At 66.2% G+C, this 20213-nt stretch carries 18 protein-coding genes; 11 read left to right on the plus strand and 7 right to left on the minus strand.

All coding sequences use genetic code 11. The features are described 5' to 3' along the window. Window positions 1-41: 41 nt before the first annotated feature. Window positions 42-941: a class I SAM-dependent methyltransferase gene (locus ABE454_RS14835; RefSeq protein WP_346532875.1), complete on the minus strand. Its 900-nt coding sequence runs from the start codon at window positions 939-941 to the stop codon at window positions 42-44. Between the two features lie 100 nt (window positions 942-1041). Here ABE454_RS14835 and recQ point away from each other — a divergent pair, with 100 nt between their 5' ends. Then, the gene (gene recQ, locus ABE454_RS14840) at window positions 1042-2910 is read left to right on the plus strand and encodes a DNA helicase RecQ (RefSeq protein ID WP_346532904.1); all 1869 of its coding nucleotides are present in this window, start codon (window positions 1042-1044) and stop codon (window positions 2908-2910) included. 3 nt (window positions 2911-2913) lie between these two features. On the opposite strand, the gene ABE454_RS14845 is transcribed toward recQ, so the two are convergent. Further along, complete coding sequence (locus ABE454_RS14845; protein ID WP_346532876.1) at window positions 2914-3915, minus strand: alpha/beta fold hydrolase; 1002 nt, start codon at window positions 3913-3915, stop codon at window positions 2914-2916. Between the two features lie 50 nt (window positions 3916-3965). On the opposite strand from ABE454_RS14845, the gene ABE454_RS14850 reads away from it, so the two are divergent. The 9 genes from ABE454_RS14850 to ABE454_RS14890 all read left to right on the plus strand — a co-directional run bounded on the left by ABE454_RS14850 (window position 3966) and on the right by ABE454_RS14890 (window position 12369). Then, on the plus strand, window positions 3966-4409 hold the full coding sequence (locus ABE454_RS14850) for a hypothetical protein (protein WP_346532877.1): 444 nt from the start codon (window positions 3966-3968) through the stop codon (window positions 4407-4409). A gap of 84 nt (window positions 4410-4493) precedes the next feature. Next, on the plus strand, window positions 4494-5048 hold the full coding sequence (locus tag ABE454_RS14855; protein WP_346532878.1) for a hypothetical protein: 555 nt from the start codon (window positions 4494-4496) through the stop codon (window positions 5046-5048). 330 nt (window positions 5049-5378) lie between these two features. Next, window positions 5379-5612: a hypothetical protein gene (locus ABE454_RS14860; protein WP_346532879.1), complete on the plus strand. Its 234-nt coding sequence runs from the start codon at window positions 5379-5381 to the stop codon at window positions 5610-5612. A gap of 303 nt (window positions 5613-5915) precedes the next feature. Then, window positions 5916-8603: a magnesium-translocating P-type ATPase gene (mgtA, locus tag ABE454_RS14865; RefSeq protein ID WP_346532880.1), complete on the plus strand. Its 2688-nt coding sequence runs from the start codon at window positions 5916-5918 to the stop codon at window positions 8601-8603. Window positions 8604-8671: 68 nt separating this feature from the next. Next, on the plus strand, window positions 8672-8974 hold the full coding sequence (locus ABE454_RS14870; protein ID WP_346532881.1) for a hypothetical protein: 303 nt from the start codon (window positions 8672-8674) through the stop codon (window positions 8972-8974). A gap of 147 nt (window positions 8975-9121) precedes the next feature. Next, complete coding sequence (locus ABE454_RS14875; protein ID WP_346532882.1) at window positions 9122-9895, plus strand: hypothetical protein; 774 nt, start codon at window positions 9122-9124, stop codon at window positions 9893-9895. A gap of 17 nt (window positions 9896-9912) precedes the next feature. Beyond that, window positions 9913-10611, plus strand: coding sequence for an MgtC/SapB family protein (locus ABE454_RS14880; protein WP_346532883.1), 699 nt, complete (start codon window positions 9913-9915; stop codon window positions 10609-10611). Window positions 10612-10690: 79 nt separating this feature from the next. Beyond that, window positions 10691-11749 carry a sensor histidine kinase gene (locus ABE454_RS14885; RefSeq protein ID WP_346532884.1) on the plus strand — a complete coding sequence of 353 codons (1059 nt, stop codon included), beginning with the start codon at window positions 10691-10693 and terminating at the stop codon, window positions 11747-11749. Further along, a complete protein-coding gene (locus ABE454_RS14890; protein ID WP_346532885.1) occupies window positions 11746-12369 on the plus strand; it encodes a response regulator transcription factor in 624 nt (207 codons plus the stop codon). Before ABE454_RS14885 ends, ABE454_RS14890 begins: the two co-directional genes overlap by 4 nt. A gap of 38 nt (window positions 12370-12407) precedes the next feature. Here ABE454_RS14890 and ABE454_RS14895 read toward each other — a convergent pair whose 3' ends face one another. From ABE454_RS14895 to ABE454_RS14915, 5 genes are all read right to left on the minus strand, one after another. After that, entirely contained in the window at window positions 12408-13610 is a 1203-nt protein-coding gene (locus ABE454_RS14895; RefSeq protein ID WP_346532886.1) for a metallophosphoesterase, read from the minus strand. Beyond that, complete coding sequence (locus tag ABE454_RS14900) at window positions 13607-14608, minus strand: FecR family protein (RefSeq protein ID WP_346532887.1); 1002 nt, start codon at window positions 14606-14608, stop codon at window positions 13607-13609. The genes ABE454_RS14895 and ABE454_RS14900 overlap by 4 nt, the downstream gene beginning before the upstream one ends. Further along, on the minus strand, window positions 14572-15159 hold the full coding sequence (locus tag ABE454_RS14905) for an RNA polymerase sigma factor (protein ID WP_346532888.1): 588 nt from the start codon (window positions 15157-15159) through the stop codon (window positions 14572-14574). The genes ABE454_RS14900 and ABE454_RS14905 overlap by 37 nt, the downstream gene beginning before the upstream one ends. Before the next feature lie 89 nt (window positions 15160-15248). Then, on the minus strand, window positions 15249-17360 hold the full coding sequence (locus tag ABE454_RS14910; RefSeq protein ID WP_346532889.1) for an alpha/beta hydrolase family protein: 2112 nt from the start codon (window positions 17358-17360) through the stop codon (window positions 15249-15251). Beyond that, window positions 17354-19531 (minus strand): TonB-dependent receptor plug domain-containing protein, encoded by a 2178-nt coding sequence (locus ABE454_RS14915; protein ID WP_346532890.1) that lies wholly within the window; start codon window positions 19529-19531, stop codon window positions 17354-17356. The genes ABE454_RS14910 and ABE454_RS14915 overlap by 7 nt, the downstream gene beginning before the upstream one ends. Window positions 19532-19582: 51 nt before the next feature. On the opposite strand from ABE454_RS14915, the gene ABE454_RS14920 reads away from it, so the two are divergent. Further along, entirely contained in the window at window positions 19583-19969 is a 387-nt protein-coding gene (locus ABE454_RS14920; protein ID WP_346532891.1) for a hypothetical protein, read from the plus strand. Window positions 19970-20213: the final 244 nt, after the last annotated feature.

Here is a 20213-nt window from a genome sequence, read left to right on the forward strand (position 1 = left end):
CCCCTCGGGCCAAGCCCGAGGGTGACGATGAAGGGGAGAACTCACTTCACCGCCTCGAAAATCTTGTAGCCGCCCTGATCCACGACCATCCGCACCCGCTTGAAGGCGGCGTCCAGTTCCGCCTCATAAGGCAAGTGGCGGTTGGCGACGATACAGGCGGTCCCGCCCTTCTTCAGCATCTCGGCCGCCTTGCGGATGAAGTTCTGGCCCAGCCGCCGGTCCTCGGCACCGCCGTCATGGAAGGGCGGATTGCTGACGATGAAATCCAGATCGCCCGTCGCCTCCAGCGTCCGCACATCGGCCCAGTCGAAGCTGGCCCGCGCATCCTCGACATTGCGCTTCGCCGCCTCGACCGCACGCCGGTCGATGTCGACCAGCCGCAGAGCCGTCACAGCCGACGACCGCAGCACCACCGTCGACAGCGCCCCGAAACCGCAACCCAGATCGGCGCCCGCCCCCTTCAGCGGCGGCAGGACTTCGGCCAACAAGGCCGTGCCCGGATCAATACGATCCCAGGCGAAGATTCCCGGCTGCGACCAGGCCTCCAGCCCCGGAACCAAGCACGGCGCGCCCGCCTCAATGGCGGCGTTCAGCCCTTCGGCCGCCTCGGGCCGGATGACGATGCAGCGGCGATGATGCGCCTTGGCCGTCTCAGCGACCTCCAGCCCGAAAGCCTTCAACTCCTTGCCCAGTCGCGATCCGCCCTTGTCCTTGGGTGCCATGACATCCAGCCGCCCGCCGGGCTTCAGCGCCTTCAGCGCCAGCGCCAGCGTATAGCGCCGCTCGACCGCGCCGGGCGGCGCATACAGCATCACCCCGTCGGCCGATCCGGGCGCAACCGCCTCCAGCGCCGTCGAACCGGGAATCAGGGGCGAGGTCTGGGTCGCCGCTGAAGGCGGATCGAACACTGCGGGCGGACGGCCATAGAGAAGCGTGGTCATGTGACAGCCCCTTATCCCTTCTCCCCTTGCGGGAGAAGGACGCGGTTGGAGAAGGGATCACATCGTGACACCTCCGGCCGAATACGGCACAACGGCCGCCATGTTGGACTTCCCCCCGCCCGCTGATTTCTCGCCCACGCTGGACGAGGCGCGGACCCTGCTGGAGAGGGTGTGGGGCCATGCTGATTTTCGCGGGCTTCAGGCCTCGGTGATCGAGGAGGTTCTGGCCGGGCGCGACGTGCTGGCCGTGCTGCCGACCGGCGGCGGCAAGAGCGTCTGCTATCAGGTGCCCGCCATCCTTCGCGAGGGCGTCGGCCTGGTCGTCTCGCCGCTGATCGCCCTGATGACCGATCAGGTCGAGGCGCTGAAACAGCAGGGCGTGGCCGCCGCCCGGCTCGATTCCGGCCTGACCATGGACGAGCGCTCGGCCGTCTGGCGCGCGGCGCGGTCGAGCGAGCTGGACCTGCTGTATGTCTCGCCCGAAGGACTGGCCTCGGGGTCGATGCTGGAACGACTGGCCGAACTGCCGATCAGCCTGATCGCCATCGACGAAGCCCACTGCGTGTCTCAGTGGGGGCACGACTTCCGCCCGGATTACCGCACCCTGGGCCGTCTGGCCGAGATCTTCCCCCGCGTGCCGCGCATCGCCGTTACCGCCACCGCCGACGCCCGGACGCGCGACGACATCCTGGCCTCGCTGAAGCTGGGCGAGGCCCGCGTCTTCGTCGACAGCTTCGCCCGCCCGAACCTGCAGCTGACCGCCGAGCGCAAGGTCAACGGCTCGCGCGCCCGCACCGATGCGCGCGTGGTCGAACTGGTGCGTGAACGGCGCGGCCGCTCGGGCGTGGTCTATTGCGGCAGCCGCGACGGCTGCGAGCGGGTGGCCGATGCGCTGCGGGACGCCGGAACCAACGCCATCGCCTATCACGCCGGGTTCGACGCCCGTGAGCGCGACCGGAGGCTGGAGCGATTCCTGGCCGAGGACGGGACCGTCATGGTCGCCACCATCGCCTTCGGCATGGGGGTGGACAAGCCGGATGTGCGCTTCGTCATCCACGCCGATCCGCCCGGCAGTCTTGAAGCCTATTGGCAGGAGATCGGCCGCGCCGGACGCGACGGCGAACCGGCCGAGGGGATCACGCTTTACGGCCCGTCGGACATCGCCTGGTCCTTACGCCGCCTTGACAGCCGCCCGATGGCCGAAGAGGTCAAACAGGTCCAGACGCGCAAGGTGCGCCAACTGTTCGCCATGCTGGACGGCGCGACCTGCCGCCCGCAATCGGTGCGCCGCTATTTCGGCGAGCAGGACGCAGAGCCGTGCGGCGTCTGCGACGTGTGCGGCGATCCGCCCGCCACCTTTGACGCCCTGGTTCCGGCGCAGAAGGCGCTGGCGGCGGTGCAGCGGCTGGGCGAGCGCTTCGGCCGCACACGCGTCATCGACCACCTGACCGGCCGGACCAAGGAGGTTCAGCCGTGGGAGGCGGGGCTGTCGACCTGGGGCGTCGGGGCCGACCTTTCGCTGGTCGGCTGGCGCGACGTGATCGACCATCTGATGTTCGAGGGCCTGCTGGTTGAGGATCCCAACGACGGCAAGCCCATCATCCGCCTGGGCGATCCGCAGGCGGTGCGCGCCGTCTATCGCGGCGAGCGGGTGGTGCGGGTCAAGGAACCGCCGACGCGCGCCGTGGCCGAGGACAGGCCGCGCCGCAACGCCGGACGCAATCTGGCGGTCGAGGGTCTGGACGCAGACGTGCGCGCCCGCTTCGAGGCCCTGCGCGCCTGGCGCCGCGAGCGCGCCATCGAACAGCGCGTGCCGCCCTATGTCATTTTCCAGGACAAGACTCTGGTCGAGATCGCCCTTCAGGAACCGCGCGGTCTGGATCAGCTCGCCGTCATTCCCGGCGTCGGCGCGGGCAAGCTGGACCGCTACGGCCCGGCCGTGCTGGAGGCGCTGGGGGCCGTCGCCTGAGCCTCAGCGCAGGAAGCGTTCGACGGCCTGCTGGAACTGTTTGGGCCGGTCGATCATGACCATGTGCTCGGCCCCCTCGATCCGCTCGAACGTGGCCGGACGCGGCAGGGAGCGGTAGCCCGCGCGGAACAGGCCGTCGATGTGGCTGCGCGGGCTGCTGTCGTCCGGGCTCCAGCCGTATACGACCGTGACCGGCGCCTCGATCAGCGGCAGGCGCGAGCGCAGGTCCGTCACCATCACCTCATACAGGCCCTGGGCCAGAACGCGGCGGTCCCCGCCCTGCCAGCCCAGACCGCCCAGAACATTGTCGGCCGCACCGCCCAGCTCCAGCCCCATGGAGGCGGCCTGTGTCCGCAGGGCCTGATCGCCCAGCAGCATCAGTCCCTGATAGGCGATACGGGCCAGCGGCTCGACATCGGCGGCGGTGGAGCCCGGGCTGATCAGCGACGGGAAGAAGGGGGAGGCGTCCACCACCATGACCTTGCCCACACGATCGCCTGCGTCGGCGGCGACGCGCAGCGCCACCTGTCCGCCCATCGAATGGCCGATCAGGGCGGGGCGCTGAAGGCCCTGCTCCTCGATATAGCGGCGGATCTCGGCGGCGGTCGGCGCGCCGACCAGCCCCTCGGCGTTGCCGCCGGGCGCCGTCTCGCCAAAGCCGCGCACCGTCACCAGATGCACGCGATAGCGTCCCTCCAGCGCCGCCGCCGTGCGCGCCCAGACTGCCGAGGTCGAGGCCAGGCCGGGGATCAGCACCACGTCCGGCCCCTGGCCTTTCGTCTCGACCAGAATGCGGGAGGACTGGAAGGGCGCGGTAGTCGGGGCGACTGCAGCTACAGACCTGGGACGTGCTTCCGTCGTCGCATCCGCAGGAGAGGCGGCAGCGATCAGCCCGCAGATCAGGGCAGCGGGCAATAAGGCGAAACGGTGCGAATGGCGCATGGGATCATGCTTGGCCTCCGATAACGGCGAAACCTCGACCTGAGCTGCAAAAAGCCTGACCATTGTCTTTTTCCTCCAACAGGAGTGAACTCAGGCTTTCTGGGGAGGATGCGATGAAAAACACTGTCATCACCATTACCGCAGTTGCCGCCACGCTTATTGCGGCGCCCGCCATGGCCGAGAGCTGGCATATCGTCTCACGCAGTTCGGCCACCGCCTTCATGGTGGATGTGGATTCCATCACGGAGGCCGGCGATGTCCGCACGGTGATCCTGGCGCGCGTACCGGCGACAGGTCCTGCCGACGACCTGTCCTACTCCGCCGGCGAGGTCAGCATTCGCTGCAGCGCCAAACAGTCCAAGCCAGGAGTCGAGATCCTGTATGGAGCCGACGGCGCGGAGCAGGAACGCATCGATGACGGCTATGATTTCGAGCCGATCGCGCGGAACTCGCTAGATTCCTACGTCAAGGATATGGTCTGCGACAACCAGCGCAGCGCCGCTGTCTTCCCGTCTATCCGGGCCTTCATCGAAGCGGGACGCCCTCAGCCCCGCTAACGACTCTGATTGGAAATCTATCTGATCGCAGTGACGGACCGCGCCGCGTGATCCGTTACATCGCCGTGCTGAAGGGATGAAGCCATGCAGGAGTTCGATGCGCTTTTCGCCTTCTATGCGTTGCTGCTCGGGCTGGCTGTGGCCAATGTCGCGACCGCCTTTGCAGAGATGTACAAAGCGCGAGACCGGGTGCGCATCGGCGTGACCATCCCCTTGCTGGGCGCCGTCGTCTTGACGGCGGCCTGTCAGCAATGGCTGTCTCTATTCCGCGCTCAAGCGGATATGAAGTTGGGGCCGGGCCAACTGCTGGTCTGTCTGGCCATGGCCCTACCCTATATTTTCATCAGCCAGATCATCAGGCCGCATCAAGATGGAAGCGCGTCGCTGGAGGCCTATTATGCCCAACATCGCCGGGTGCTGGTCGGCGCTCTGCTGATCCCAGTGCTGGCGAGCAGCGCCGTCAATGTGATCTACGCCATAGCCGGGAAAGAAGAGGTCCTGCCTGCGGTTCTCGGCTTTCTGCTCTATCAGGGCGTGCGTTACGCCTGCATCACTCCAATGTTGATCTGGACCGGCGTCGCGGTGCAGCGAACAGGGCTGATCGTCCTGTTCGTCCACACCGTCCTAATGATGTTCTAGCCGTCGGACGTCGGCGGCGACCGTCCTCAGGGTCGGAAGCGGAGAATGCCCTTACGCACGCCAGGCGCTCATCCAATACGCACCCAAGATGTATACCAAGGTATATCTTATGTATTCGAAAGACCTGATCGCGACGCGCGTTTCAGCTAGAAACAAAATTCAGCAAGCGCTATCAGAAAACAGCTCGGCGATAGCCATCGGCGGGCAGCAACAGGAAACCCGAAATGCCAAGCGACAGTAGTCGACAGATGGCCACGCACAGGGTTTCGGGACGGGTCTGAATAGTCGGGTCTCGTCCTGATGGCTGTGCGGCCGTCAAGGAGTTGAGACATGAACCTCGCGATCAACGCGTGGCGGTTCGCCGCCCTGAACCATCGACCCGCGCGCTCAGGCGCGTCCAGCGACGGCGCATCCAGCAACGCCGCCTCCATCAGAACCGAAGACCGGGTCAGGACGCCCGCCTCCGTGCCGCCGCGCCTGTGGTTCATGCGCGCGGGTCTGGTGCTGGCCGCCTATCAGGCGCGCGGCGCGATGGACGGATACAGCGACGGATACGGCGCATGACCCGTTTCAACGTCATCGCCACCGGGGCGCCGCGCTCGACCGCGCTGTTCCCGCCGCGCGAACGCGCGCCATAGGCGTGGCGCGCGCCGGCTTCGCGGCCGTTTCGTGAAGCCTGCTTCCTGCATCGGGCCGGACCGCAAGGTCAGGCCCTGAACGCGCCCTGACCTGCTCCCCCGGTCAGGCGTCTTTCGACACATCCCACCTTTCCACCGGCTGTGCGCTGCACGGCGCGGTCCGGCCGCCTGTCTGTGATGCGCGGTCGGGCCGTGCTGCCGGCCGCCTTCGCAGCAGAAGATCGAAGTCATGAACATCTCCTTCAAGCCAACGGCATCCCAATCACCGCCCGGCGCCCGCGCCGCGGCCGCGCGCCGCCCCGCCGATATCGATGTCATGGCCATCTCCGCCGAGGGCCTGACCGACGAGCAGGCCGCGCACCGTCTGGCGCAGGACGGCCCCAACGCCGTGGCGCGCGAGCGGCGTCTGTCCGCCCCGATGCAGCTGCTGCTGACGTTCAGGAACCCCTTCATCGGCGTGCTGCTGGCGCTGGCCGCCATCAGTTCGGTGACGGACATCATCATGCCCCTGCGGACGGGCGAACAGGCGGACTATGTCGGGGTGGTCATCATCCTGGTGATGGTCGGCCTCAGCGCCGTGCTGCGCTTCTGGCAGGAGTTCCGCTCGGCCAAGGCCGCCGAGGCGCTGAACGCCATGGTCGGCAACTCCGCCACGGTCAAGCGTCGCGACAATGAGGCGGCGGCGGGTCAACTGCGCGAGACGCCGATGGCCGAGGTCGTCGTCGGCGACATCATCTATCTGTCGGCGGGCGACATGGTGCCGGCCGATGTGCGCCTGCTGGATTCACGCGACCTGTTCGTCAGCCAGGCCGCCCTGACCGGCGAGGCCATTCCGGTCGAGAAATACGACACCCTGGGCGCCGTGGCCGCCAAGTCCGCCGACGCCGTGGTGGACGACGACGCTGATCAGCTGGACCACCCCAACGCCTGCTTCATGGGCACCAATGTCGTCAGCGGCACGGCGACCGCCGTGGTCGTCGCCACCGGCCCGCGCACCTATTTCGGCTCTCTGGCCAAGGCCATCGTCGGCTCGCGCGCCGAGACGGCCTTTGACCGCGGGGTCAACAGCGTCAGCTGGCTGCTGATCCGCTTCATGCTGATCATGGTGCCCATCGTCCTGCTGATCAACGGCTTCACCAAGGGCGACTGGATGGAAGCCTTCCTGTTCGCCCTGGCCGTCGCGGTCGGGCTGACGCCGGAAATGCTGCCGATGATCGTCTCGTCAAACCTGGCCAAGGGCGCCCTGGCGATGTCGCGTCGCAAGGTCGTGGTCAAGCGCCTGAACGCCATCCAGAACTTCGGCGCCATGGACGTGCTGTGCACCGACAAGACCGGCACCCTGACGCAGGACCGCATCATCCTGGCGCACCACCTGGACGCCAGCGGCGCCGCCAGCGATCAGGTGCTGCAACTGGCCTGGCTGAACAGCCGTCACCAGAGCGGCGTAAAGAACCTGATGGATCGGGCCGTCGTCGACTTCGCCGACAAGCGCCCCGATGCGCTGGCGCCGGTCAGCGCCTTCGCCAAGGTCGATGAACTGCCCTTCGACTTCGTGCGTCGCCGCCTGTCCATCGTGGTCGGAGCGGCGGACGGCGGCCAGACGCTGATCTGCAAGGGCGCGGTCGAAGAGATGCTGGCTATCTCGGTCGCCGTGCGCGACGGCGGAGTCACCCGGCCGCTGGACGATGCGGCGCGCGCGCGTCTGGTGCAGATGGCCCGCAGCTATAACGCCGACGGCTTCCGCGTACTGGTCGTGGCCACCCGCGGCGTGCCCGCCGATCAGGCGCGCGACCGCTATGTGGTCGAGGACGAGGCCGATCTGGTCATCGAAGGCTTCCTGACCTTCCTTGATCCGCCCAAGGAGACGGCGCGTCCCGCCATCGCCGCCCTGGCCGAACACGGCGTGGCGGTGAAGGTGCTGACCGGCGACAATGAGGTCGTCACCGCCAAGATCTGCCGCGAGGTCGGTCTGGAGCCGGGCCAGCCCGTGCTGGGCCGCGACATCGAGGCGATGGACGACGAGACGCTGGCCCGCATCGTCGAGGAACGCACCGTCTTCGCCAAGCTGACTCCGCTGCAGAAGTCGCGCGTGCTGAAGAGCCTTCAGGCCAACGGCCACACGGTCGGCTTCCTGGGCGACGGCATCAACGACGCCCCGGCCCTGCGCGACGCAGACGTGGGGATCTCGGTCGACAGCGGCACCGACATCGCCAAGGAATCCGCCGACATCATCCTGTTGGAAAAGAGCCTGATGGTTCTGGAGGAAGGCGTCATCAAGGGGCGCGAGACCTTCGGCAACATCATCAAATACCTGAACATGACGGCCAGTTCGAACTTCGGGAACGTGTTCTCGGTTCTGGTCGCCAGCGCCTTCATCCCCTTCCTGCCGATGCTGGCGATCCACCTGCTGATCCAGAACCTGATGTACGACTTCTCCCAACTGGCCCTGCCGTGGGACAAGATGGACGATGAGTTCCTGCGCAAGCCCCGCAAGTGGGACGCCAAGAACATCGGCCGCTTCATGGTCTGGATGGGGCCGACGTCGTCGATCTTCGACATCACGACCTTCGCCCTGATGTGGTACGTCTTCGCGGCCAACTCGGTCGAGATGCAGTCGCTGTTCCAGTCCGGCTGGTTCATCGAGGGCCTGCTGTCCCAGACGCTGGTCGTGCACATGCTGCGCACCCGCAAGATCCCCTTCATCCAGAGCACGGCCACCCTGCCGGTCCTGCTGGCGACGGGTCTGGTGTGCGTGCTGGGCGTCTGGCTGCCGTTCTCGCCCATCGGCGCGATGGTCGGGCTGACCCCTCTGCCCATGGCCTACTTCCCGTGGCTGGTCGGCACCCTGGTCGCCTACTGCATCGTCGCCCAGGGCATGAAGACCTTCTACGTCCGCCGCTTCGGCCAATGGTTCTGATCTGAAGGAAAGGGCGGCCGACAGGCTTCTGTCCGGCCGCCCGGCTTCACAGCCCAGAGGAGGCGCCCATGCGCGATCTGATCCTGCCCCGCTCCGTCGTCCTGCCCCATCTGCACCCCCGGCCCCGGCCGGTAAAAACAGCGCCGATGGCGCGGACGAAAACCCGCCGCCGGTCCCGCCTGCAGCGCCTGACCGGATGGGCGGCCGCCGTCGCATCGCGGCGTCTGCTTATGCTCACCCTGTCATGGGCGCGCAGGGGGGACATCAGTCCCGCCGAAGCCCGCGTCCTGCTCTATGTCGCCAGCGCCCTGCAACGCCGCGCGCTTCACAGCCTGACCCTGAGGGGTCCAGCCGAACCCCCGTCCCGCTGAATACGGAGCCGACCCTGATGGACGACCCGTCCAGCTACGGCGGTCGAAAGACCGTCCTTCCTCCCCCTGTTCCGGCCGACACCGACTGAGCGCGGTTTCGGCCGCCGTGACGGCCGCGCGCCGTCGCCCCTGCCGAGAGAACCGCCCATGACCTGTGTCACGCCCCCCTTCCGCCGTTACGCCTCCCTGTCGATCCTGCGCCTGGTCTGGCGCCGTCTGGCCGCCCTGCTGGCCTATCTGGTCATGCTGGGCGCCTTCTTCCTGTTCGGCGTGCCCAGCGCCAATGCGGGCGCCGGTCCACACGTCATCGACGACGCCGGGGTCGAGACCCCCGGCCTGTGCCACGTCGAGACCTGGACCACATGGGGCCGCCACAACACGGGGCTGGTCAACGCCTCGCCCGCCTGCACCTTCCACAGCCTGCCGCGTCTGGAGATCGGCGCCGGACTGACCGCCGAGCGCGCCGACAGCCGCTGGGACGGCGCATTCGGCCCCGCGCTCAAGCTGAATCTGGGCCGCGAAGACAGCCGCATCGACTGGGCCGTCGCCGCCGAGGCGCAAATGGGCGCACGCTCGGGCGCCTTCAACGGCGCCGCCCTGACGGTTCCGGTCAGCGTCGAGGTGTCGGACGCCGTGCGCCTGAACACCAATCTGGCGTGGAGCCACGACCCGAACGCCGACCGCCGCAACGCCGCCTTCTATGGCGCCCAGATCGAGTACGACCTTCGGCCCGATCTGATGTTGATGGCCGAGGCCTATCAGCGTTACAGGGAGACGCTGGGCGTTCAGGCCGGGCTGCGCTGGACCCCGCAGCAGGGACCGCTGGACTTCGACTTTCTGATCGGCCTGCCCGACGGGGGCCGTGAAACACAGGTGACGCTGGGGCTGACGCTCCGCGGCGCGCCCTTCCGGCGCCGCTGAAACACGAAAGGCGCCGAATGACCGATTTCAGCGAAATGGGACAGGTTGTGCTGGCGCTGGGCGGCGCCTTCCTGCTGGGCGGACTGATCGGCTTCGAGCGTCAGTGGCGTCAGCGGCTGGCCGGGCTGCGGACCAATACGCTGGTGGCGCTGGGCGCCGCCAGCTTCGTCCAGTTCGCGGGCCAGTTCGACGGCGACACCAGCCCCACCCGCGTCGCGGCCCAGATCGTCTCGGGCGTCGGCTTTCTGGGCGGCGGCATCATCTTCAAGGAAGGGCTGAACGTGCGCGGCCTGAACACGGCCGCCACCCTGTGGTGTTCGGCCGCCGTCGGGGCCATGTGCGGCGCAGGCCTGTTCTTCCATGCAGCGATCAGCGCCGCCTTCATCATTGCGGTCAACGCCCTGCTGCGCCCGCTGGTCCAGCTTCTGGACCGCCAGCCCAACGACCAGACCGAGCTGGACAGCCTCTATTCCATCAGCATGGTCTGTCAGAGCGACGCCGAGGCCCACGTCCGCGCCCTGCTGCTGGGCGGTCTGGGCGGCCTGCTGCACATCCGCGAACTGGTCAGCGCCGATCTTGAAGGCTCCACCAATGTCGAGGTCCGCGCCGTGATCCACGCCGAGACCCGGCAGGACCGTCTGGTCGAACAGATCGTCGGCCGTCTCAGCCTTGAACCGCGCGTCACCGCCGCCCGCTGGCGCATTCTGGAGGTCTGACGCCGGCGGCTGCGCGGCGTGGGCGACAAGGCCTGCGCCGTGACCTAAGCTGGCGCGACGCAACGGAATGATGGCCCTGGTGACGACGACCGCCCGCAGCAGATCGAACTACGCCGCCGTGCTGGTCGCCCTGATCGCGGCCGTCGTCGCCATCTTCATCGCCGACACCATCACCGATTACGCCGTCGCCGTGGCCATCTTTCACACGGCGGTCATGCTGGTCGCCACCCGGTTCCTGAGCGCGCGGATGGTGGCGGCGCTGGCGGCGGCCTGCATCATCCTGACGGGGGTCAGCTTCGTGCTGACGCCCTCGGGCGACTTCACGATCGGGCTGGTGAACACCGGCATCAGCATCGTCGCCATCGCCGTGACCGCCTATCTGGGCCTGAAGCTGAAAAGCGCCGAGGCCCAGATCCACGAGGCGCGCGAACGCATCACCCGCATCGCCCGCCTGACCACGCTGGGCCAGTTGACCGCCTCCATCGCCCATGAGGTCAGCCAGCCTCTGGCCGCCATCGCCGCCAGCGCCGGAGCCGGTCGCCGCTGGCTGGCGCAGGATCAGCCCAACACCGCCAAGGCCATGGCCGCCGTCGACCGCATCGTCATGGACGCCGAACGCGCCAGCGACATTCTGGACCGCGTTCGCCGTCTGGCCCGCAACGAAGCCCCCGCCTCCGTCGCCTTCGACCTGAACGCCGCGGTGATGGAGATCATCGACCTGTCGTCCTCCGTCGCAGGGGCGCAGGACGCCGTCATCGCCACCGCCCTGCCCGGCGGCCTGCCGCTGGCCTTCGCCGACCGGGTGCAGGTTCAGCAGGTGGTCAGCAATCTGGTGCTGAATGGTCTGGACGCCGCCGCCTCGGCCGGACGCGCGCCCCGCCTGACCGTCGCCACGGCCCACGTCGACGGACGCCTTCAGGTCTCGGTGGCCGACAATGGCGAGGGCCTGACGTCAGAGGCGGAAGAGCGCCTCTATGACGCCTTCTGGACCACCAAGGACGGCGGCTTCGGCCTGGGCCTGACCATCTGCCGCGCCATCGTCGAAGCCAACGGCGGACGCATCTGGACCCTGCCGTCCCCGCTGGGCGGCGCCTGCTTCGCCTTCACCCTGCCCATCGCGTCAGAGGCCGCCGCATGACCCAGACCTCGGCCGCCCCCGTCGTTCACGTCATCGACGACGACGCCTCGATCCGCGCCGGTCTGGCGGACCTGCTGGAGTCGGTGTCGCTGAAGACCCATGTCTTCGCCTCGGTTCAGGATTTCCTCGCCCATCCGCGAGACGACGAGACGCCCGCCTGTCTGGTCCTCGACGTCCGAATGCCGGGCCAGAGCGGCGTCGACTTCCATCAGCAGATGGACAGTCTGGGCATACGGATGCCGGTCATCTTCATCACCGGCCACGGCGACATCGCCATGGGCGTCAAGGCCATCAAGGACGGCGCCGTCGACTTCCTGACCAAACCCTTCCGCGATCAGGATCTGCTCGACGCCATCCAGGCGGCGCTGGAACGCGACCGGCACAGGCTGGAGCAGGAGGCCGCCGCCGCCTCCCTGCAAGAGCGCTGGGACACGCTAACCCAAGGCGAACGCGATGTGCTCGAACGAGCCCTGGCAGGTTACCTCAACAAACAGACAGCGGCCGAACTTGGCGTCAAGGAAATCACTGTTAAAACTCGCCGCGCACGCGCCATGAAGAAACTTGGCGCCTCATCTATTCTCGAGGTCATGCGCATATCGCTTAAGATGCAGAACAACTAGCCCTGCACTGACCCCACCTTAATAACACAACTATCCATTTAACATACTCTGGCTTCCGGACAGCAGATCCTGCGACTCACACTACTTGTGTCTATTGTATATTGGACACATGGATGGGGCAACCTTTCACCCTGGGCGGTAACACGAAACCAGACGCCCTCCAGACGCAGCGCGCCTTCAAGGATCGGTTCCCCAGTGGTGCCGTCCTGATGAGGATAGACCTGCACGGCGATGACTTTGCCGCCATACAGCGCCGAAACGCGATCAACCACGGTATGGCCGACCAGGATGCGCGAGACGCCGAAGCGCTCGAGAGACGCCATGACATCCGCCGTCGTCGCGACCGGCGCGCGGTCTCCCACCGGAAAGTAGCCGCGATACCATAGGGGTCCATTTTCACCGAGAACCAGCGCTTCAGGTGATCCGGCCGGCGGCTTCACCGCATAAGGAACATCCAGATACCGGCGGGCGATTGCGTTCACGGCGTCCAGGTCAAGGGCGGATTCGGTGAGAGGATGCGAAACGCCGCCGTGAACAATCAGGAGATCGCCCAGCTTCAACATGGCGGGGCGAGAGCGCAACCATGCGCCAAGGACGGTCTGCGGCCCCAGCAACTGCGCATATTCGGCCACGCCAAGACGGCTCGCGACTTCAAGGTAGCGCGGATTTAGGTAGCGCTGATCGCCACGCAATACGAGCGCTTCGTGATTGCCGATCACAACATGAAGGCCGCCGCCTGCTGCCCGCGCCTCGGCCTCCAGCTTGTACAGCAGCCACAGGATTTCAATCTGATGCGCGCCGCGATCCAGCATATCCCCCGTGACTGCAAGGTGGCCGGTTCCGAACGTCCAGCGAAGCTGCCCGTCAATGACGCCCTGCGCTTTCAGGAAGGCGACCAGGATGGCGTATTCGCCGTGGGCGTCGGCCACGACAAGCAGCGGCACCCCGGCCGCCAGCGGTTCAATCGAGGGCGCAGCCTGCGGCGGCGGCCGCAAGGCGACTTCAAAAGAGGGGGCAGAACCTACGGCAGACACCGTGACCATGCCCTCCACGACGTCGATCCGGCTGACATGGCCATCTACACCGACCAAATCCGCCCGCCAGCCGTCGGCCGCGACCGCAACATAGGGACCGTCGCCCACAGCGGGATAAACGTCCTGCGCCGCTGCTGCACCGGCAAGGCCCATCACCAGCCCGATCGCGAGCCGGAAAACCGTCGAACAGGTCGCGAAGATCTTCATGACGCCTGGCGCAGCCTGATTTCGCCCTTCGGCGTCGTCTCCGCTGTCACCGGAAAGACATCCGTCACGGCGCTCACGAACCCATCAATATCCGAGGTTCTGAAATAACCGCCGAGCTTCAGGGAAGCGGTCTCTGCATCCATCAAGATGATCTTCTGGTCATTGTAGCGGTTGAACTCGGCGCAGGCCTCGGCGAGGGACTGGCCATCGAGCGCGATCGCTCCCTGCCGCCAGGCCAGGCGCCGGTCGACCTCGCCGGGATCCACGGTATGCACGTGCGCTTGCCCATCGTTCAGGAGCGCAGTCTGGGCGCGGGTCAGGCTCGCCACCTCGCGGCCCGCCGGGTTCATCGCTGCGACCTTGCCCTGCCGGACGACGACCGACGCCTCGTCTGCGGATATGAGCCTTACGGCAAGTTCGGCGCCGCCTGCAGCGAGGCGGCCGTCAGGCGTCGCAATGATGAAGGGGCGGCGATCGGCGGCGACCTCGAACACCGCCTCGCCGCGAACCAGTTCAACTTCACGCTGCCCGCGACGATAACGCACGACCACTTTCGAGTTGGTATTGAGCTCCATGCGCGTGCGGTCCGGCAGGACGACCACGCGACGCTCGCCTACCGCCGTGGCGTAGGCAGGCGATATCAGCGTCGACACGGTCAGCGTCGTGACCAGGCCAAACATCAGGATGAATCCGGCCGCAACCGCCCACGGTCTGCGCCACGACGCCGCGCGCCAGGCTGGACGCGAGGTTGAGCGCCCGGGAGCCAGAAGATCCGGATCCGGAAAGCCGTCGCCCGGACGCAACGCCCGAAGCCGGTCCAGCCCGGCCCAGGCCGCAGCCTCGCGCTCATAAGCGGCTTCGTGCGCAGGATCAGCGTCTCGCCAGGCCTCAAAAGCCGCGTGATCGCGGGGCGCGACGTCGCCGGCCGAGAGCCTGATCACCCATTCGGCGGCCGCCTGTCTTATGTCTTGCCGTTGAGGTGACGACCCGCGCGCCATGATGTTTCCGTTTCAACCGTTTCTGTTCGCGGATGGCGTGCGAGCTCGTCTGAGCAGATCCGCAGGCTTTTCACGAGATGTTTCTCTACTGTACTGACGGACAACCCCAGGCGATCCGCTATCTGCCTGTGCGACAGCCCGTAGACTTTCCTCAGGGTGAAAACCTGACGCGGGCGTTCAGGCAATCGCGCGACGATATCGGCCAGCAACCGCAGTTCGTCGCGCCACAGGATGTCCAGTTCCGGGCCGGGCAGATCGGCGCCGATCGAGAGCGTCTCGACATCGGCCACGCTCTCGATCGTGACAATCCCTTCGCGCCTGCGCTGATCGACCGCGATGTTCTTGAGCACGCGACTGGCGAAAGCGGGCGCATTGGTCAGGGTCGCCCAGTTCTCATATGAAATGAGGCGCGCAAAGGTCTCGTGGACAAGGTCTTCGACATCGACCGCGCCGCCGCGCGAGAAGCGGCGGGCGTAAGCCCGCAGGCCAGGCTCCAGCGGGAGAATCTCCCGGCGGAACCACGCCCTTCGCGCCTCGTCAGGATTGTTCATCGCGTTTCAACGATAGCCGCAAATACGACGACATGAAGCCAGCCTATCTTGTCGGAGGCGATTCCATAGGTTGCAGGCCGCCGCTGCTATCAAGGTCTTTCATCCACGGCCCCGACGCGGTCCGGCATGAGATAGCGGTCGATCCAGTGGATCGCAGCATAAAGCTGGTCCCTCTGGTCGGCTTCGCCGATGAGGACATGGTTGGGGTCATCATAGATGCGATACTGGGCGTCGATCCCCTGCTCGCGCCAGGCGGCGTACATCCATCCGTAGAGATCGCCCGGAAGCGCGCCTCCACGATGACTGACGAACATGGTCGGCGTCGTCACGCCGCGGGTGAAGTTGATCGGCGACATGCGGCGATAGACATCCGGGTTGTCGATCGGGCTGCCGTAGAGCGTCGTCGCGAGCTGGTTGGTGCGCCCTCCGGCCGCCCAGCCCGCCATATGATCCGCAAAACCGCCTTCCTTGGAGATGGCCGCCTTGAAGCGATGGGTATGGGTGATGATCCAGTTCACCTCATAGGCGCCGTAGCTGTGGCCGATGACCGCCATCCGGTCGGGGTCGGCTACGCCGTCGCGGATCACGGCGTCGACGTTGCACATGATGTCGTTGAAGTCCTGGGCGTAGGATTCGCCCGTCCGCGACACCGCATCAAAACCATAGAGGCCGCTTGCGCGATAGTCGGCGACCAGGACGGCATAGCCCCGGGCCGCCCACATATCGTGTTCGAGGCTGCTGGAAGACAGGATGGTGCCGGGGGTATAGGCGCCGTGGCTTCCGCCATCCAGCCCGCCGCGCGGCCCACCGTGAAGGTCAACGATGAGCGGATACCGGCGCTGCGGATCATGGCCCAGCGGCAGCACAAGGATCGCTTCAGGACGAACGCCGTCGGTGCTTTCGCAACGGACGAACCTGCGTTCAGCCCGCGCGTAGGACGCCAGCGGCGGATCCGCCTTCCAGATTTGGCGCCGGGGCGACGCCTTCCAGCCCCCGTCGGCCTTGCGCAAATCGGCGACCGAAAGGCTCGCGCCGCCATAGAGATCAATGTCGAGCCAGGCCAGCCGACGCCCGTCCGGCGACGGCATGGCGTTAGCCGCTATGCCGGAAAGCTCAGCTTCGCGGCCATCGATGCCCACGGTGGCGAGCCGCCGTGTCAGCGGATGCGCGCCGGAGATATCCGCCAGCACCGTCTGCCCGTCCAGCCAGCGGGGACGTTCCCTGGGGTCTGTGGACACGACCTGGATCCGGCCGTCCGCGATCGAGGCGATCGCAAACTGCTTGCGCAGTTGATAGCCGAGCCCCTCCTGGTCGTAGGTGAAGGCGACATAGGGGCCGACCGGGGCCGCCTGCAGGAACGCCGCGCCCTGACCGCCGATGTTGGTCGCCAGGACGCTGACCTGCGCCTTTGCCGGATCGAAAAGCTGCAGATCGCTACGGGGAAAGCCTTTCCCCTCCACCGGCGTCGCCGTAGCGGCGACGATCCTGCGGTCCTGATCTGCCCAGGTCATCCGTCCGATCCGCGTTTCCTGAAGATCGGCGACACGGCGCGCGTCCCCACAGCGTCCGTCGAGAACCCAGACGGCGACGTTGTGCCCCCAGACTTCAGGCGCTGCGGCCTCGAGGACTCTCACGGCCGCCCCCCGGACAGGCGCAGCCGCCGACGCGGCGAACCTTGGCGCGCCATAGCCGACCGCCACAGCGATATGGGCGCCATCCCCGGCAAGGGCGACCGCTTCGACCCCGGTCGTGTCCGGCATCAGTTCCGCAACGGAAATCTCGCAGGTCGCGCTCCCGCCTGATCGCGCAACGACAAGGCGGCCGCCGTCCGAACCTTCAGGGTGATAGGCGATCACGTCCGCCCGCGCCGCGACGACGGGATCATAGCCCACACCGATATCCGAGATTGCTCCGGTGCGGACGTCAACGGTGCGCTGCAGATAGCTGAGCGGAACATATTCAGCGAACTGGCCGCGCCCGGCGCCCGCCTGCGCCTGGGCCGTCACCGTGCTGATAAGAATGCGGCGGCCGTTGTCCAGCCACTGCATGCGGGGATGGACCGGCGTCTCTTCAGCGTTGCGCGTGATATGCGACAACAGGATATCCGGCGTGACCGGCACGCCCCGGTCAGCCGCCGTCGCCGGCGTGAATGAGGTCAGCAACAGGGCGCACGTCACCGTGCGGACGATGGGCCTTACCATTGCTTCGTCACCGTCAATGAGATGAAACGGCCAAGAGGATTGGCGTTGGTCGGATCGAAACCGCTTCCTGACGGCGTAAGGACGAACGGCGGATCTTCGTTGAAGAGGTTCTGCACGCCCAGCGCGATGGAGGCGCCGCGCAGATAGGATGCGGCCCCCGATGGCGCCTCATACCGGATGTCCAGATCCATGGTCGTCCAGGCGTCGACGGAAGGATCTTCGACATTGCCCAGGTCGCGATATCCGCCGACATGGTTGAGGAAGGCGGCGGCCGACCAATCCCCGCGCGCCAGGGTCGCACCCGCACGGACCTTGAAGTCCACAGGCAGAAACGCCTGGTTGAGCGCATCGGCCTTCGGAGACGTCTCGATCACCTTGCGGGTGCCCGAAAGGATGTACTGACCGGCCGCGCTCAGGCCGATGCGGTTGGCGCCGACATCAAACCTGTAGCCGATATTGAAATCGACACCGTCCTGAAAGGTCGCCGCATTGTTGCGCAGACGGTTGTCGAGGATGACCTCGACATTCCGTTCATCCTGATCCGCCGGCACCGCGAAGGGGCCTGCGCGCGTCAGGGCATATTGGGCGCCGGCCAGACCCATGTCCCTGAAATGGGTGATCAGGTCCAGGCTAGGATTATAGGTCAGGATCGGCGCATAGGGCGCAGTATCGCTCGCGAACAGGGTTGTGAAATTTCCGGGAAATCCCCGGTCGATCCGGTCGGTATAGGAAACCCGATAATAGTTCAGGCCGAGGGACAGGCCTTCGACAGAGGCTGGTTTGAACTCCACGCCCCCCGTCCAGGTCGTCGCCTTCTCTGCATCCAGATCAGGATTGCCGCCCTGCAGCAGCATCAGATTCGTGCGGCCGGTCGGGGCCGTCGCATTCGGCAGATTGACGACCACGACGACTGCATTCTGCGACTGAAGGTCTTCAAAAATCGGAGCCCTGAAGGACGTCCCGTAGGTTCCACGGAACAGAAGCCCCGGCACGGCTTCCCACAGCAGGCCGAGCTTTGGATTCAGCGTCGAACCGAAGTCGCTGTAATGATCATATCGGGCCGCAATCGTCGCTTCGAGCCGTTCAGCGCCGGCAAAACGATTGTCCGGTCCGACAAGGGGCACAATGACCTCGCCGAACACCGAGGCCACATCACGGGCGCCGCTGACGGTCGGCTGCGGCCTCGTCCCTGCGGTGAAGCGGTTCCGATACTCTTCGCTTCGATAGGTTGCGCCCAGCGCCATCCGTATTTCGCCGCCCGGAAGGGCGTAGAGCGGGCCGTCAGCCGCCAGATCCACATACCGGGAATCCGAAGCAATATTGAAGCTGGAAGCCGGACTGACGACCCCGGCCGGCGTCGTCGAAAAACCGGTGCGCACGACATCGCTGTGACCGACAGCGCCGCTCAGCCGCACCTGCCAAGCCTCGGGCAGATCATAGGTAAGGGCGCCTGAGAAATCATACTGTTCTGTCGAAGGCGCCCCGATCTGATAGTCGCTGGCCGTCGCCCTCACGGATCTGACGTCGCGCTTGGCGTAAAGACCATTCAGTTCAAGCGAGAGGTTCGGCGTAATCGTCTGCGAAATGGCGCCATAGAGGCTGTGTCGCTCCGTCTCCGGATAGAGATCATAGGGCTGGAACGGCGCATTGCGGGAGAAACGTCTCTGGGAGACGTCGAGATTGTCCTGCGACAGGAATTCATAGCTCAGCAGGGCATGGCCGCTCGACCAGTTCCAGCCGCCGGTCTGGACCGCCTGAAACTCTTCCAGACCGCCTGAAGTGGCGCCGCCATAGCGCAACCGCGTCTCATACCCCTCGAAGTCGTTACGCAGCACGATGTTCACGACGCCGCCGATCGCATCAGAGCCGTACAGGGCCGAAGCGCCATCGGTCAGCACCTCGATCCTCTCAACCGCCGAAACGGGGATCAGCGAAATGTCGACATACTGGAATTGGTTCGAGGCGGTGAGGCGCCGACCGTTGAGAAGGGTCAGGGTCGTGCCGGTGCCCAATCCGCGTAGATTCAGGCCGGACCCCGCACCCCAGTTCGACCCCACATCACGATCGACGCCCGAGTTGGCGTTATTATTGGCATTGGCGCCGCCGCCGAAATTCTGCGGCAGCTTGTCGAAGAACTGCTGCAGCGTCGCAGCGCCCGACCGGGCGATCATCTGATCATCAAACCGGATGACCGGAGATGCGCCCGCACCGCCGCCGCGTATGTGCGAGCCGACAACAACGATTTCCTCCAACCGGGTGACGCTTTCTGCGTCGGCGGTATCCGGTCTGACGGCGCGCCCGGCCGTCGCGCGTCGCAACGTCACGGTCCGGGCATCGTTCGTGACCACTTCCAGACCTGCCGCCCTGGCGAGACGATCGAGGACATCGGCGTCATCAAACCGGCCAGTGATCGCGGGCGCGCGCTGCCCCTGGACGGCATCGAAAGGAAACAGCACCTGCTTTCCCGATTGCCGTGCAAACGCCTGCAGGCTCGCGGCCGCGTCCCCCGCGGGTATGTTGTAAGCGCGCGTCTGCGCGGCTGCGGACGTTCCGGTCGCCAGGACGGCGACTGCGCCAAGCAGCAGATACCTGAAATCCATGCACGTTAACTCCCCGGCCCCGCGCGCCACCCGAACGGGCCTTAGCCTTACTGACGAGCGGGATGGGGATACCCGCCATGCGCGACTTTAAAAAATCCTCGTCGTGCTCTGGTCACGCTGAACGCACAGGAATGCCACAGAGCGTTTTGAGGACCGTATCGGCCTTTCCCACTCCATTTCACAGGAACCCGCCCTGTGGCGTTTCTTATCGCTGTCTTGGCCGCGCCCGGTCTGTCCGCCCCCATCCCGGTCG

Origin of the sequence: Brevundimonas diminuta (assembly GCF_039673845.1) — a bacterium.
Lineage (GTDB): Bacteria > Pseudomonadota > Alphaproteobacteria > Caulobacterales > Caulobacteraceae > Brevundimonas > Brevundimonas diminuta_E.

Excerpts from the sequence above, each read along its gene's own strand:
- ABE454_RS14835 (WP_346532875.1), bottom strand. The coding sequence starts at position 941 with ATGACCACGCTTCTCTATGGCCGTCCGCCCGCAGTGTTCGATCCGCCT.
- recQ (WP_346532904.1), top strand. The coding sequence starts at position 1,042 with ATGTTGGACTTCCCCCCGCCCGCTGATTTCTCGCCCACGCTGGACGAG.
- ABE454_RS14845 (WP_346532876.1), bottom strand. The coding sequence starts at position 3,915 with ATGGTCAGGCTTTTTGCAGCTCAGGTCGAGGTTTCGCCGTTATCGGAG.
- ABE454_RS14850 (WP_346532877.1), top strand. The coding sequence starts at position 3,966 with ATGAAAAACACTGTCATCACCATTACCGCAGTTGCCGCCACGCTTATT.
- ABE454_RS14855 (WP_346532878.1), top strand. The coding sequence starts at position 4,494 with ATGCAGGAGTTCGATGCGCTTTTCGCCTTCTATGCGTTGCTGCTCGGG.
- ABE454_RS14860 (WP_346532879.1), top strand. The coding sequence starts at position 5,379 with ATGAACCTCGCGATCAACGCGTGGCGGTTCGCCGCCCTGAACCATCGA.
- mgtA (WP_346532880.1), top strand. The coding sequence starts at position 5,916 with ATGAACATCTCCTTCAAGCCAACGGCATCCCAATCACCGCCCGGCGCC.
- ABE454_RS14870 (WP_346532881.1), top strand. The coding sequence starts at position 8,672 with ATGCGCGATCTGATCCTGCCCCGCTCCGTCGTCCTGCCCCATCTGCAC.
- ABE454_RS14875 (WP_346532882.1), top strand. The coding sequence starts at position 9,122 with ATGACCTGTGTCACGCCCCCCTTCCGCCGTTACGCCTCCCTGTCGATC.
- ABE454_RS14880 (WP_346532883.1), top strand. The coding sequence starts at position 9,913 with ATGACCGATTTCAGCGAAATGGGACAGGTTGTGCTGGCGCTGGGCGGC.
- ABE454_RS14890 (WP_346532885.1), top strand. The coding sequence starts at position 11,746 with ATGACCCAGACCTCGGCCGCCCCCGTCGTTCACGTCATCGACGACGAC.
- ABE454_RS14895 (WP_346532886.1), bottom strand. The coding sequence starts at position 13,610 with ATGAAGATCTTCGCGACCTGTTCGACGGTTTTCCGGCTCGCGATCGGG.
- ABE454_RS14900 (WP_346532887.1), bottom strand. The coding sequence starts at position 14,608 with ATGGCGCGCGGGTCGTCACCTCAACGGCAAGACATAAGACAGGCGGCC.
- ABE454_RS14905 (WP_346532888.1), bottom strand. The coding sequence starts at position 15,159 with ATGAACAATCCTGACGAGGCGCGAAGGGCGTGGTTCCGCCGGGAGATT.
- ABE454_RS14910 (WP_346532889.1), bottom strand. The coding sequence starts at position 17,360 with ATGGTAAGGCCCATCGTCCGCACGGTGACGTGCGCCCTGTTGCTGACC.
- ABE454_RS14915 (WP_346532890.1), bottom strand. The coding sequence starts at position 19,531 with ATGATCGCCCGGTCGGGCGCTGCGACGCTGCAGCAGTTCTTCGACAAG.